This window comes from Cohnella cholangitidis (assembly GCF_014107495.1).
GTDB classification, from domain to species: domain Bacteria; phylum Bacillota; class Bacilli; order Paenibacillales; family Paenibacillaceae; genus Cohnella; species Cohnella cholangitidis.
In genome coordinates this window covers 4,799,190-4,813,446 of record NZ_CP041969.1, presented here as the reverse complement: position 1 = coordinate 4,813,446, position 14,257 = coordinate 4,799,190, and the positions used below count along the sequence as shown (strand labels likewise).

Genomic DNA, 14,257 nt, shown 5'->3' with positions numbered 1-14,257 from the left:
ATGGGTTATGAAATAGGCTGAGCGAATCGGGATATGGAAAATAAGCCGACATCCCGTCTCCAGCTGCCGACTTCGACTTGATCCGCCAGCAGTTCTCCGACCACGCTTGAAAACTTGAATCCATGCCCGGAAAAACCGCCGGCCAGTAAAATATTCGGATTGTCGGGATGGGTATCGATAATGAAATGATCGTCCGGCGTGTGCTCGTATTTGCAAACCGCGCTCCTTAGTAGTTTGCCTGCCGCTCCTGGCAAGAACGTATCCAAAGCGGTTCGCAAATCCCCTTCGTCCTCGGGGTAGGCGCCGAATGGCGCGGGTTCTTGACCCGGCTGCCATTCAGCTCCCGTTTCGTGCCTGCCGATCTTCACCCCTCCGCCCGAGATGCTAGGAAAACCGTAGTACCCGCCCAAGTTGCTTCCGAACGTAAACCCGGGGAAATTGCCGGCATCGAACGATACGCCGTTCGGCTCGAACCAGCCGACGACTTTGCGAACGGCGCGGATCGGCAGGCGGACGAACGGCTCCAACGTCTTGAACCAAGCTCCCGCGCTTAGAATGACTTTATTGGCGATGAATTCGTCCGTCTTCGTGTAGACGGTCACGAATGAGTGTTCCGGCTGAATCCGCGTCACGAACGTGTTAGCTAGCAGCGTGGCGCCTGCTTGCAGAGCCAGCTTCTTATGAGCGGATATGCATCTTTCGCTGTATAGATACCCGGCATTCGGCTCATACATCGCGCGATAATGATCGGGAACCCGGACGTCGGCCAACGATCGCGGATTTGTTCCGCGTCGAGATCTTCGATGACGACCCCATGATCGGCCGCATCCTGAAACCTGCCTTCGTAAGAATAGTAATCGGGGTCCGCGATATTCAGCACGCCGGCTCGCTCCAACAGCTTCTCTCCCGTCTCCTCTTCCAGCCCCCGCCACAGCTCATCCGCTCGTAGGGCTAGCTTAACGTAAGATGGGCCGCCGCTATAGGCATGCCTGATCAAGCGCGTATCGCCGTGATGGCTGCCGTGGGGGTGAGGAGGATCGAAGGCGTCAATGAGCAACGTTTTGAACCCTCTGCGAGTCAGCTCGTAACCTGCGCTCATCCCCATCGATCCCGCGCCGACTACGATAACGTCGTATAATTTTCGAATGGCTGAACCCTCCTACTTAAGAGACGGACCGGATAATTTCGCCAACGCGTCAACAGCCAACGCCGCGAAGAACGAGGCGCCGATCGGCAGCGCGCGTTCATCGATATCGAAAGCCGGATGATGCCATTCCTGAGGGCCCGAAGTCCCTAAGAAAAAGAAAATGCCCGGCGTTTGCCGCAAATAAAACGAGAAGTCCTCTCCGGCAGGCGAAGGAACGGGGTCCACGACCGTCAAGCCTAGAGATTCGGCGGTTCTCGTCGCCTGCTCGGCCCATTTCGCATCGTTCACGACCGGAGGCGGTCCTTCCAGCCACTTTACGTTCGCCGACGTTCCAAGCGCGGTCGCGACTCCGGTAACGACTTGCTCGAAACGCGCTCGCACCTTCGCCCTCACTTTCTCGTCGAAAGTCCGCAAAGTCCCGTCGAATACGGCTTTCTCGGCGATGACGTTCCACGCCGTTCCGCTGTTCAAGCGCGTTACGCTGACGACCGCGCTGTCCAGCGCGCTAACGTTGCGGCTGACGATCGATTGCAGGGCGGTGATGATATGCGCGGATGCCACGATAGGATCCAGTCCCGCCTCCGGCACCGCGGCATGCGTGCCGCGCCCTTCCACCTCGACGACGAAACCGTCCGCCGCGGCCATGATCGGACCGGCTTTAATGCCGATCGTGCCGACCGGCAAGTTCGGCTTGTTGTGCAAGCCGAATACCGCCCGCACGTCTTCCAGCGCGCCGCTGGCGATCACTTGCTGGCGCCCTTCGCCTTCTCTTCCGCCGGTTGGAACAGAAACCTGACCGTTCCTTCCAGCTCTGCTCTTGCTTCTTAAGCAGCAGGGCCGCCCCCAATACGGTTGCCGTATGGAAATCGTGCCCGCAAGCGTGCATCTTGCCGGGAACGCGGGAAGCGAAAGGCAGTCCCGTCTCCTCCTGGATCGGAAGAGCGTCGATATCCGCTCGGATCGCAATAATCGGACCATCCCGCAGGCCTCCGACTTCCGCTACCAAGCCGGTCTTCAGCGGATACGCCGCAATGCGGATTCCCGCTTCGAGAAGCCAGCCGCGAATCGCCTCCGTCGTCTCGAATTCCTCGTGCGACAGCTCCGGATTGGCGTGCAGTTGTCTGCGGATCGCCACTAGCCGTTCAGCCAATGGTTCAGCCGTCAAAATGCCCATCGTTTTCCCTCCTAAATATTCGCTAGTTATGTCGTTATACCGGTTGCTCCTCGAACGCTTCCTTCAGCAATTGGAACGAGCGAACGCGCTTGGCGAAATCGGGAACTATCGTCGTAAAGATCAATTCATCAACGCCATAGGTATCTCTTAATTCCAATAGCCGCTTGCGTACCGTTTCCTTGGTCCCTCTCGTAATATCCGCGTCCCGGACTTCGGCCGTATACGTCTCGCCGGCCTGTCTAGCGAATTCCTCCGCTTGCTCCAGCGTCCCTACGTTTACGGTTTTCCCGCTGGCCAGCGTTACGCGAACGCTCTTGAAATGACCGGCGAGTTCGGCGGCTTCTTCTTCCGTATCCGCCGCGATGACCGATAATCCGAGTATCGTTCTCGGTTCGGCGCCGTTCGCCCCGTTGAAACGTTCCCGGTACGTATCGAACGCTACGCGAGCCGCTTCCGGGTCGTTGTTGATGAATAAGGCGAACGCGTACGGATAACCTCTCTCCGCCGCCAGCCTTGCGCTGGACACGCTCGTGCCGAGCAAATAAATTTGCGCAGGTTCAACGGGCAGCGGATTGGCCTGCAACCCGGCGAGAGGATGCTCTTCTCCGAGCGAGCCGGTAAGTAATCGTTCGAGCTCGACGAGCTTGTCGTCCAGAGTTTCGGGCTCCGTAACGCCTTTCTGCAAAGCCTTAGTCGACCGGGGCAACCCGCCCGGCGCACGGCCGATACCCAGATCCACCCGCCCCGGCGCCAACGACGCGAGGACATTGAAGTTCTCGGCCACTTTATACGGACTATAGTGCTGGAGCATGACGCCGCCCGAACCGATGCGGATTTTGTCCGTACGGGCGAGCAAATGCGAAATGAGTACTTCGGGAGAAGCTCCCGCCATCTGCGGGGAATCATGATGCTCCGATACCCAGAAGCGTTCGAACCCTAGTTTTTCCGCCAGTTGCGCAAGCTTGACCGTATTTCCCAGAGCCTCCGTCGGCGTCTGCCCCGGAAATACGATGCTTTGATCCAATATGCCGAATTTAAGCGTCATCTCTCGCTCACTCCACTCTATGAATTAAATCGAATAGGCGCTTTCCGGGGTAATTCTCGCCAAGAACTGCTTCGTTCTCTCCTCTTTCGGAGATTGGAAAATGACCTTCGGCGGCCCTTCCTCGACGATCACGCCTCCGTCCATGAACACGACATGGTTCGCCACCTCTTGGGCAAAGCCCATCTCGTGCGTCACGATAATCATCGTGATCCCTTCTTTGGCGATCTTGCGTATGACGGCCAGCACTTCCCCGACCAACTCGGGATCGAGCGCCGAGGTCGGCTCGTCGAACAAAATGACTTCGGGATTCAAGGCCAAGGCGCGGGCGATTCCGACGCGTTGCTGCTGCCCTCCCGATAGTTGGCTCGGATACGCGTCGAGCTTGGAGCCGAGCCCTACTTTCTCCAACAGCTCGACGCTTTGCTCCCGGGCTTTGTTTTTCGGCAGCTTTTTGACGGTGACAAGACCTTCCATCACGTTCTCGAGCGCGGTTTTGTGACGGAACAGATTATATTGCTGGAATACCATCGCCGTCTTCCGGCGGAGCGTATGAATGTCCTTCTTGTGCGGTTTGCGGCAATTGACGGTGAACTCGTCGATCGAGATTTCCCCGTCGCCCGGCTTCTCCAGATAGTTGATGCATCTGAGCAGAGTCGTTTTGCCGGAGCCGCTTGGTCCGAGAATCGCCACTACCTCGCCCTTCTCGACGGTCAGATCGATTCCTTTCAACACTTCGTTGCGTCCGAACGATTTGGATACCCGTCTCAGCTTAATCATGCTACACCCCCGCGATTGTACACATTGATGCGTTTCTCGATAAGCGCCGTCAGCCTCTCGACGAGCACGGTGAGCCCCCAGAAAATGACGGCTGCCGCCAGATAAGCTTCGAAGAACTTCCAATTGGTCGAAGCCACGATCTGCGCTTGCGCGTTAATGTCTACGACGGATACGGTAAATACAAGCGTAGAGCCGTGCAGCATCCCTATCACGCTGTTAGACAAATTCGGCAGGCTAGCCGCGAGCGCTTGGGGCAATACGATGCGCCGAAGCGCTTGGATCGTCGTCATCCCGACCGAATGGGCAGCTTCGATCTGCCCGCGGTCTACCGCGATCATGCCCGAACGAACGACTTCGGATAGATAGGCGCCTGCAGTTACCGAGAAGGAAATGTACGCGAATCCGATCATCGGAATCGATACGGAATTGAAGGACCAACCGTATGTTTCCGCAAGACTGTCGATGACCATCTGTAGTCCGAAATAGATCAATAAGAGATGCGTTAACATCGGCGTTCCGCGAATGACCGTAACGTATGACGCGGCGATCCGATAAAGTACCGGCACTTTATAAATCCGAAGCAACGCCACGACCGTCCCTATGCACAATCCGAAAAACATGGACACGATCGTAATGTACAGCGTCGTCGGGATGGCCGGCAAAATTTGGACGAACGCGGTCCAGATGAACGACGGATCCAACGTCATATTCCCGTGCCTCCCTTGTTCCATTCGATATTGGCCGCGAACCGGCGCTTAAGCCATTTTTTCCCTAACGGAACCCTCTCCGTTGCCCCGGTCCGAGCCTCATGCCGCAGAAGTCTACGTTCGATAGCTATGAACGCCTTCTCCAATACGAAACTCAAAATAAAATAAATGGCTGCGAGCGCAATATACGATTCTATGAAATGTCTGGACAACTGCCCCAAAGATTGGGACTTCGCCGTTAGTTCCATTACCCCCAACGTAAAGGCGAGGGACGTATCCTTCAGAGTTCCGATGAACACGTTGCCGAGAATGGGAATCGCAACCGCTAACGCTTGCGGGAAAATGATTCTCGTAAAAGCTTGAACGCCGGTCATTCCGACGGCATAGCCGGCTTCGATTTGCCCTCGGTCCACGGCCGTTACCGCCGCGCGGATGCCTTCCGATATGAATGCCGCGCTATGCAATCCGTAAGTCAAGATGACGAAGTAGAGCACCGGGACGCGCGACACGTCGATATGGGCGACTTTCAGCAATTCCGGCAGCCCATAATAGAACAAGAACAATTGAATAAGGATCGGCGTCCCCCTGAAGAAGGAAGCGTACACCTGGGAAATCCGCTGCAACACCGGAATGCGATAAAGCCGCGGAAGGGCGACGAGAAATCCGACGCCCAGTCCTACGACGATTGAACCGGCAACGATAAGCAAGGAAATCTTGATGAACGGAAGCAGCTTGACGAAATATTCGAACACGGTGGTGATATCGAATTGCGCACCCATATTACGATGTCACCCTTCCTTGATTAATGCGCCTATTCGGCGGTAGTGAAATCTTGGCCAAGCCATTGTTTGCTCAGGGCGCTAAGCGTGCCGTCTGCTTTGATCTCGAGCAGCACTTCGTCGATCGCGTCGGCCAGCGCTTGCGCATCGGAATCGTTCTTGCGGAACAGGAAAAGGATGTCCGCCGTGCTCAGCGCCTTGCCTACGGTTTTCAATTTTTTCTCCGGATCGATCAGGCTTAGCGCGAAATCCGCCGCGACCGTTGCCGTCACGCGGCCGGAATCGATTTGCTGCACGGTATCGTTGGCGGCGCCGCTCGAGTACACGATCTTGTACGTACCCGGATTTTCCTTATCGTAGTTTTTCAGAATTTGATCCGCGGCGCTGGAAGCGTGGGTGATCACCTTTTTGCCTTTCAAATCCGCCAGCGTTTCGATCGGATCGTTATTGTTTACGGAGACGACGATTTTGTTTTTCCAATGCGCGTAAGGCACTTTGTTGAACAAGTACTTTTCCGTTCTCTCCGGATTTTTCTCGATTTCGTGGGCGACGAAGTCGACCTTTTTCGTCTCTAGGCTTAATAGCAAGCTCGGCATCGAATCTAGCAACTGAAATTCGAATTCGTATTCCGGCAGCCTTTTATCGATCTCTCTAACGAGCTCGATGTCGTAACCGGTCAATTTCCCGTTCTCGTCCAGGAAACACACTTGCGGGAACAGGCTTGACGTTCCGACGATGATTTTCTTCGCTTCGACCGGGGCTTCCGGGCTGGCGGACGCCGATTCGCCAGCCGGCGCGCTTTCCGATGCGCTCGCCGATGCACTCGCCGCAGATGCCGCCGGCGTTCCGGACGATGCTCCGGACGCCTCGTTGTTTTTGTTGCCGCAGCCTGCAAGGGTAAATACGAATAATAGCGCGAGCGATAAAATGGCCCATTTTTTCATCTTCGTTTCCTCCGTTTTTCTCCTCTTTTTTAAACTTATAATTCCTACTGGAAAAGTAAGATTTATGCTTGGAATAAACTTACCACCTCGCTCGCATCAGCGTCAATGCGCTAGGTAATAGAGTTTTTCTATACGACGATACAAAATAACGATAAGTGTTGCACTATGGATCTTATCAATCACCTCGGAACGATGCTATTACTCGGGACTCTACCGAATGCAAGCAACATTGAGCCAATGCGGATGCGCATGGAGCACGAAGGCCAAAAATGTGCCTTCGTCTAGCCGCTTCGCCCACGCTTCAAGCACGAAAGCCAATATAAAGCGCACGATACGCAAAAGGCTGCCCTAAGTCTACACGACAATTGGACAGCCCTTGCTCATTCATACGCCTATTATGAAATGACGATTTTCTCTTTGGCGCGAATGCCCAGCCAAGTGATCTCCTCGGCCAGTTCCTCCGCTGCTCGATCCAACCGTTCCTGCAATTCCTCGGAAAGCTCGAATCCTCCGTTATCCAACCTTTGCACCCACTGATCGATCGCGTAAACCCCGCCGATGATGTTTCTGCTTCCAAGCACGGACAGCACCGGTTTCAACGCGTAATCCAGGCTCAACAGGTGAGCGATCGTTCCCCCGATGAACAGAGGGAGAGTTACCTTTCCTTTGAGCCCCGTCTGCGGGAGCAGGTCCAGGAAAGCCTTCAATATTCCGGTGAAAGAGGCTTTGTACACCGGGCTCGCGATGACGACTCCCGACGCGGATTCGACCAAAGCCAGGGCCGCCAATATTTGCTCGTCTTTGAAATTCGCGTGCAGAAGAGCTTCCGCCGGAAGCTCGGCAACCCGGATATGGCTGACTTTCACCCCGGATTCGGTCCATTTGCTTTCCACTCGCTCGATTAACCCGTTCAACCGGGATCCCGGTGTCGGACTGCCTGAAATAATGACGATATGACTCATTGGTAACTCCTCCTAATGGTGGTTTAATTGCTTGCCGATTTCGATAATTTCGTCGAGAAATTGCGTATGCTCGCCTAGGTTGGCGATTACGTTCGTCTGCAAGGAAATGCCGTCCGTCTCCGGAACTCGGAGAGGGATCAATTTCCCCTCGGCCAATTCTTGCCGCACGCTCAAGCCCGGCAAGAACGAGATGCCTGCCTTGCGGATGACCAGCTTCTTGGCCATCTCGGAATTGTCCGTCTGGATCTGGATATTGGGCGGACGCTCGATATTCTCGAACACCCGATGTATCCGCAGCCAATCCAATGCGCCGCATTCGAAAAATACAAGCGGCTGCTCCGCGATTTCCTCTACCGATAAGCGTTCGGACCCGACGAAGGGGTGGCCCTCATAAGCATACAGAGATATCGGATCCTCGTAGAACTTCAAAGATTGAAGATTCGGATGGTTCACCCTGCGGACGAAGCCGATATCGACTTCCTTTCCGAGCACTTTGCCTACGATTTCGTCCGTAATGCCGGTTAAGAATTTGTAATGCGTATTCGGAAACTTTCGTTTCAACCGGGGCAGCAATTCCGGAATGATATAGTTGGATACCGAAACCGTGCAGCCGATCCTGAACTCCTCCGGCATCGCTTTCTTCTGGTTTACGTGCAGCTTCCCTTTCTGGTACGTCAACAGAAGCTGCTGGGCGTAAGGCAGGAATCGCTTGCCTTCTTCGGTAATCTGGACTTGTTTGCCTTGACGGTCGAACAGCTTGCAATCGAGCTCCCTCTCGAGAGATTGAATGCGGGCCGTTACCGACGGTTGGGATAAGTATAACGCTTCCGCCGCTTTATTAAAACTTCCGCAGTGGATCACATATACGAATGCCTCGATGTTTTCTATATTAACAAGAAGCACCCCCGGTTCCCACATCTTTTTATCTAATTATTTATCCAATAGAATAACTCGGAATTAAATCAATGTAAAGAGAAAAATTTTCATTAATAAGGGCAGTCTATGTTCATTATTTCTTATTTCATATTGGAAGTCTGCGGATTATCGCCACTAGCGATGGCGAGCCATGAATACCTTTGCTCGCGCTCAATGAATGAACGAACCCCTGCCAACGCAAAAAAACCGCGTTCCCGGTATTCCGGAAACGCGGTTCTATCCGACTGTCGTGTCGATGTCTATTCGAAGGTTAACGCTTGTCAAAGCCGTACCTCGAAGGCTCAGGACAAAGTCCGGGATTCCGCTTGCCGAGCTGTTCCGCAAACCGCGGATCTCTCTTGGCCAGTTCCTCGTAATAGCTGCCGATGACATGGTTGCCGGGAACCGATCCGTTATGGAAGCTTAGCGTCTCTGCTTTGCTAACGTGTTCGTAGATAAACGTCTTCTCCCGCCTTGGAGGTTTGTAAGACGGAGGGGGCAAATGCGTTACGACATCGAACCGGTTCTGAATCCGGAAGCTATCGTTTACTCTTTTGCCGTACTCCTTCGCGAACGTTGGATCGCCAACCCTTGGAGAGGCGAACGTATAGACGACCGGATGATCGTAAAAGGAATTCGCGGCTACGTCCAATGCGCATAAAGTCGCCAAAGCCCCTCCCAAACTATGTCCCGTAACGAATAAGGATTTATCCGCGGAAAGACCGCTTATGGCCGACAATACCGTTTCCCTCGCAGAATAATAGATTTTCGAGAATCCCCGATGGCTATAGCCCGAATGGTTCACGCATTTGAACTTCGCTTGGCTCGCCATCGCGTCCGAGATCCAATCGGTCGTCGTGCTCGTTCCCCGAAAAGCCACGATCACGTGACTGTCGGATTGAAGAATGAATCCGAATTTCTCCGCCGCTCCGGTCAACGATCTCGCCCGTATGTCCGTAACGAGCTCGTAAGACTTCGGAATAACGAACTTCCCGCTCGGATTATTGAAATGCGCATAAGTTTGGCTGCATACGGCCGCCAAAAAAATGGCCGTACGGTTATTATATCCGCTCATCGGCACGCGCTCCCTCTCATCGTCTCTCACCCATACACTATTAGGAAGAAACGCAAGAGGTGCCTAGCTTATGCAAGTTTACTCTCTCGGCGCGGGAAGACAACCGTCGAATCCCGGTTTCATGCGGTTCGCGATTGGCCGTCGGGGAGTTGGCGCAAAACGCGGACTATCTTTCCTTTGTCACGAAGCCGCAGGACGATCTTATCCAACGTCTTCGAAGCTGTATGATCCCAAACGTGGGAAGCCGTTAGGTCGATGCACACTTTATCGGAATCGTCGTTAAAATCGATCCGATCGAGCAACGCGTCGCTCGAGACGAAGAACAATTGGCCGCGTACGCGGTACACCTTCTCGTCGCCGTTCCGTTCTTCCTGAATGTTCAATTGGGTAGCCGAACGATAGGCATAGACTAGTACGCTAAGGAGGACGCCAGCTATAACGCCGACAGCCAGATCGTGGGTGATAAGTACGATCGCTACCGTAACGAGCATGATCAGGGTATGGGCCAACGGTTTGCTGCGAAGGTTGCGGAAATAGTTCCAATCGAATATCTCGATGCATACCATCATCATCACCCCTACGAGCGCGGCGATCGGAATGCTATTCAGAACGTCGTCCAGCACGAATACGAGAAGGAACAAAACCAATCCCGCAACTAAAGTGGACAGCCTGCCTCTTCCCCCGACTTTGACGTTGATGGCGGATTCCGCGATAAGCGCGCAGCCGGCCATTCCCCCGAAGAAACCCGTCACCGCGTTCGCGATTCCTTGTCCCTTCATTTCCTTATCCTTGCTAGTCTTCTCTTCCGTCATCTCGTCGATGATCGTTTGAGTAAGAAGCGTCTCCGAGTAGCCGACGACGGCAAGCGAGAAAGCCGTCGGCAACAAAATCCACAGCGTATCCCATGTGAATGGGATGTTCGGGATGTGCAAGAAAGGAATCGCAGGCTCGATCGTGGCCAGGTCGCCAACCGTATTTAAGTTCATATTCACGAAAAAGACGATCAGCGTCATAAACCCGACCGCGATAAGCGGAGACGGGACTGCCTTAGTAAACTTCGGCAAAATATAAATGATGGCCAGAGTCGCCACGACCATTGCGTACATAAGCCACGATTGGCCTTCGAAATAGCGCAACTGAGAAATAAATATAAGAATCGCCAGCGAGTTAATAAATCCCGTAATGACCGAATGCGGAACGAAGCTCATCCATCTGCCCAACTTTAACAGCCCCATAGCTAATTGGAGGATACCTGTCAGGATGGTCGCCGCGAACAAGTACTCTATTCCGTGTTGGGCGACAAGAGCGGTCATGAGTACAGCCATTGAACCTGCCGTGGAAGACACCATCGCCGGCCTGCCGCCGAAGATCGAGATCAGCACAAGAATGCTTATCGTCGAGTAAATGCTGACCATCGGGTTCACGCCCGCGATGAACGCGAACGCAAGGGAATCGGGGATCAAGGCCAGAACCGTGGTGATTCCGGCCAACACGTCCGCTCGTATGTTAGAAAACCATGTCGTTCGTAATCGGGTTAACATATCCGCACTCCTTCTCTAGCTGCTGTAGCGCACCTGATAGATAATACCTTGAATCATCCGCCGCGTCTACAAGAATACGTGATCGTCGATACGAGGCTCAGGAAAACAAAAACCGTTCTCTTAGCCGGCTAAGAGAACGGTTTAATTTACGCTTTGGGTTTGGATTGAGCTCTGCGCTTCAAGTGATTCTGGTACGATGCATCCAATAACCGGTTCATTCCTTCTTCGAACTCTTCGTCGGAGGAAACCTTGTCGATCTTCGAGTCGGGAAAGCGAATATCTTTGGCTTCCCAGTTATTCGTCAGCAGATTATGCTTGAATCCCTTGGAAAGCAAATATTTTCTCCGGTTGTCGGTATATTCGGGAGCTTTGGGCTGCTCTTGAACCGTCGCCTCCGGTTCCGGCGTTTCTTCCGGTTGTTCGACGACCGCCGGACGCTTGATTCCCCGCGCTTCGTCCGCCTTAAGCTTCTCGTGCTCCGCCAGCGACATCGGTTTCGGAGGTTTGTTGCCTTTCATCCAATCCAAGTCGTAGCGCATTCTTGAATTAATAACGTAATAAGACTTTCCGCGGATATTCTCTTTCGGAATCTCGTCGTGAAGTTCTTTCCGTTTCTTGAACCCTTCGATAACGCGTCTGATTTGCTCTTTCTCGATATCGATCGGCACCACTTCGTTGCCTGGCATATAAACGTCGCACATCACCTGTTTAAACAAGAACTCGCCGAGTTCGGAGTCGAAGTAGTTGGTGAAGGTGACGGCTACTTCTTTTTTATTGATCGTAATCGTTTGGTTCAAGGTAATCCTCCTCATGACTATAAAGCTCGCTGTTCCTTATTATATCCCATAATAAGCGAAAGAGCAGTAGCTGCGGCGTTGCTTAGCGGCCGGTGAATATGATTTTTTCATTATAGCATACTTCTAATACTTTCCTCTGTTCGGGCAAACGGAGATAACCCTTTCGCTAATTCGAAGAAAGCGCTTGTCAAATGTTAGGGGACTATGTAGAATCAACAAGGAAATTGACGAAAATAAGTCGACTAGTTGGAGGAAAACATCACATGAAACGTGAAATCGGGGTTCACGAAAGACCCCCCATCGGACAAAGCATTACATTGAGCCTTCAGCATTTGTTCGCCATGTTCGGCTCGACGGTGCTCGTTCCGAATTTGCTTGGCGTGGATCCGGCGGTTTGCCTGTTGATGAACGGGATCGGCACTCTGCTCTATCTGTTGATCTGCAAAGGCAAAATTCCGGCTTATCTTGGCTCAAGCTTCGCCTTCATCGCTCCCGCGGGAACGGTCATCGGCAATTATGCCTCGGAGAGCGACGGCTATGCCGCGGCGCTAGGCGGATTTATTATTACAGGCTTGATATTTACCATTCTGGCGATCATTATCCAATACGCGGGCACCAACTGGATTAACGTCGTATTTCCTCCTGCAGCCATGGGCGCGATCGTAGCGGTTATCGGATTGGAACTGATCCCGGTAGCTGCCGGGATGGCGGGCTGGATCGCTCCTTCCGGCGCTGCGGATTGGACGCCTGACCGGAATACCATCATTCTGTCGATTATAACCATGCTCGTTACGATTCTAGGCAATGTCATCTTTAGAGGTTTCATGCGAATTATCCCGATTCTCGTCGGAATCATTACCGGATACGTAGTCGCTTACTTAATGGGAATGGTAAAATTCGGTTTCTTGGACAAATCCGATTGGATCGATACGCCCACCTTCACGACTCCCGTATTCGAATGGACCGCGATCATCATGATCATTCCCGCCTCGCTCGTCGTCGTCGCCGAGCATATCGGACACCTTATCGTCACGGGAAATATCGTCAATAAGGATTTGTCCAAAGATCCGGGACTTCACCGTTCGATGCTGGGGAACGGAATTTCGACGATGATCTCCGGTTTCGTCGGTTCTACGCCGAATACGACATACGGGGAAAATATCGGAGTTCTTGCCATCACGCGCGTGTATTCCACCTTCGTCATCGGCGGCGCGGCCGTCTTCGCGATCGTGCTGTCGTTCCTCGGTAAATTCTCGGCGCTGATCGCCAACATCCCGGTTGCGGTAATGGGCGGCGTATCGTTGCTGCTGTTCGGCGTCATCGCGGCTTCCGGCTTCCGAATGCTGGTCGAATCGAAAGTAGACTACGGCAAGCCGACTAACCTGTTCCTGACCACGATCGTACTCGTAACGGGTTTAAGCGGCGTTAAAGTAACTGCCGGCGACTTCTCTTTGTCGGGAATGGCGCTGGCGACGGTTGTCGCGATCGTATTCAGCCTGTTGTTCAAGCTGTTCGAGATCACGAAGCTGTCTAACGACAACGAAGAGTCCGATGCCAAACACTAAACTGCTCGTAATAACGAGTATTCGTAATTAGCCAAGAGGCGCTGTTATCTGGTCGTATTCAGATTCAGCGCCCCTTTTTTTCGACTAAAATCTCCCTTTCTTCCGCTAAAAATAGGATTTTCATAGAGCCAATATGGTAAGGTATATTCATTGGTTTAAGCAATCGTTAGAGGAGGCCCTGCTGTGAAACTAGACAATATCACCGTGCTAGACTTCGAGACTAGCGGACTCGAACCATCCCGCGACCGCGTCATCGAGATGGCGGCTATTCGCTGCTATGGAGGAGAGATCGTCAGCCAGTTTCAGACGCTCGTCCGTTTCGACGGAAAGCTTCCGCCCAAAATAACGGAGATCACCGGAATAACGTCATCCGATCTCGTAAACGGCATGGACGAGGAAACGGCTTTCCGCATCCTGAACCGGATAATCGGAGACAGCGTCATCGTCGCCCATAACGCCATGTTCGACCTGAGTTTCCTGCACCATACGCTGCTTAGGCTAGCTAACCGTTCCTTTAACAACTCTTTCTTGGATACGCTGACGATCGCGCGAGCAAGACATACATATCCCCATAACCTGCAAGAAATGTGCAACCGCTACGGCATCGCGCTTGAAGGAGCGCATCGTTCGCTTAACGATGTTTATGCATGCTGGAAACTGCTCGAGAAGATGAACGAGGAGCAAAGCGTGGAAAACGACTTAAACGTGCTCGGCTACATGAAAAAGTTCGGAATTCCCAAATGGTATCCGCAACAAGCGAGCATAGTGCCTATCGAGATCAAATACGCTTAAGCCCGCGAAAAAACAACCCCGCGTCGGCGGGATTGCA

The 14,257-nt window shown here is 53.0% G+C and carries 14 protein-coding genes and 1 pseudogene; 2 read left to right on the top strand and 13 right to left on the bottom strand.

What is annotated here, in order from left to right:
* Positions 1-5 precede the first annotated feature (5 nt).
* The 13 genes and pseudogenes from FPL14_RS22180 to FPL14_RS22125 all read right to left on the bottom strand — a co-directional run bounded on the left by FPL14_RS22180 (position 6) and on the right by FPL14_RS22125 (position 11,863).
* Entirely contained in the window at positions 6-734 is a 729-nt protein-coding gene (locus tag FPL14_RS22180; RefSeq protein ID WP_324617836.1) for an FAD-dependent oxidoreductase, read from the bottom strand.
* A complete protein-coding gene (locus FPL14_RS30610; RefSeq protein ID WP_324617835.1) occupies positions 644-1,099 on the bottom strand; it encodes an FAD-dependent oxidoreductase in 456 nt (151 codons plus the stop codon). Before FPL14_RS30610 ends, FPL14_RS22180 begins: the two co-directional genes overlap by 91 nt.
* A 60-nt stretch (positions 1,100-1,159) precedes the next feature.
* Positions 1,160-2,321: pseudogene (locus FPL14_RS22175) on the bottom strand (amidohydrolase).
* 34 nt (positions 2,322-2,355) lie between these two features.
* Positions 2,356-3,366: an LLM class flavin-dependent oxidoreductase gene (locus FPL14_RS22170; RefSeq protein WP_182299799.1), complete on the bottom strand. Its 1,011-nt coding sequence runs from the start codon at positions 3,364-3,366 to the stop codon at positions 2,356-2,358.
* A gap of 24 nt (positions 3,367-3,390) precedes the next feature.
* Positions 3,391-4,143 carry an amino acid ABC transporter ATP-binding protein gene (locus FPL14_RS22165; RefSeq protein ID WP_182299798.1) on the bottom strand — a complete coding sequence of 251 codons (753 nt, stop codon included), beginning with the start codon at positions 4,141-4,143 and terminating at the stop codon, positions 3,391-3,393.
* Positions 4,140-4,850 (bottom strand): amino acid ABC transporter permease, encoded by a 711-nt coding sequence (locus tag FPL14_RS22160; protein ID WP_182299797.1) that lies wholly within the window; start codon positions 4,848-4,850, stop codon positions 4,140-4,142. The genes FPL14_RS22165 and FPL14_RS22160 overlap by 4 nt, the downstream gene beginning before the upstream one ends.
* Positions 4,847-5,629, bottom strand: coding sequence for an amino acid ABC transporter permease (locus FPL14_RS22155; protein ID WP_182299796.1), 783 nt, complete (start codon positions 5,627-5,629; stop codon positions 4,847-4,849). The genes FPL14_RS22160 and FPL14_RS22155 overlap by 4 nt, the downstream gene beginning before the upstream one ends.
* A gap of 32 nt (positions 5,630-5,661) precedes the next feature.
* Positions 5,662-6,573, bottom strand: a complete 912-nt coding sequence (locus tag FPL14_RS22150) for a transporter substrate-binding domain-containing protein (protein ID WP_182299795.1) — start codon at positions 6,571-6,573, stop codon at positions 5,662-5,664.
* Positions 6,574-6,968: 395 nt separating this feature from the next.
* Entirely contained in the window at positions 6,969-7,535 is a 567-nt protein-coding gene (gene ssuE, locus FPL14_RS22145; RefSeq protein ID WP_182299794.1) for an NADPH-dependent FMN reductase, read from the bottom strand.
* Positions 7,536-7,547: 12 nt separating this feature from the next.
* Positions 7,548-8,453: a LysR family transcriptional regulator gene (locus tag FPL14_RS22140; RefSeq protein ID WP_182299793.1), complete on the bottom strand. Its 906-nt coding sequence runs from the start codon at positions 8,451-8,453 to the stop codon at positions 7,548-7,550.
* A gap of 268 nt (positions 8,454-8,721) precedes the next feature.
* Complete coding sequence (locus FPL14_RS22135) at positions 8,722-9,525, bottom strand: lipase family protein (protein WP_182299792.1); 804 nt, start codon at positions 9,523-9,525, stop codon at positions 8,722-8,724.
* Between the two features lie 119 nt (positions 9,526-9,644).
* Positions 9,645-11,066 (bottom strand): SulP family inorganic anion transporter, encoded by a 1,422-nt coding sequence (locus tag FPL14_RS22130; RefSeq protein ID WP_182299791.1) that lies wholly within the window; start codon positions 11,064-11,066, stop codon positions 9,645-9,647.
* A 146-nt stretch (positions 11,067-11,212) separates the two neighbouring features.
* Entirely contained in the window at positions 11,213-11,863 is a 651-nt protein-coding gene (locus FPL14_RS22125) for a hypothetical protein (RefSeq protein WP_182299790.1), read from the bottom strand.
* A gap of 263 nt (positions 11,864-12,126) precedes the next feature.
* On the opposite strand from FPL14_RS22125, the gene uraA reads away from it, so the two are divergent.
* Together uraA and FPL14_RS22115 are read left to right on the top strand one after the other, a co-directional pair.
* Positions 12,127-13,428 carry a uracil permease gene (gene uraA, locus FPL14_RS22120; RefSeq protein WP_182299789.1) on the top strand — a complete coding sequence of 434 codons (1,302 nt, stop codon included), beginning with the start codon at positions 12,127-12,129 and terminating at the stop codon, positions 13,426-13,428.
* Positions 13,429-13,611: 183 nt separating this feature from the next.
* Positions 13,612-14,220, top strand: a complete 609-nt coding sequence (locus FPL14_RS22115; RefSeq protein WP_182299788.1) for a 3'-5' exonuclease — start codon at positions 13,612-13,614, stop codon at positions 14,218-14,220.
* Positions 14,221-14,257 lie beyond the last annotated feature (37 nt).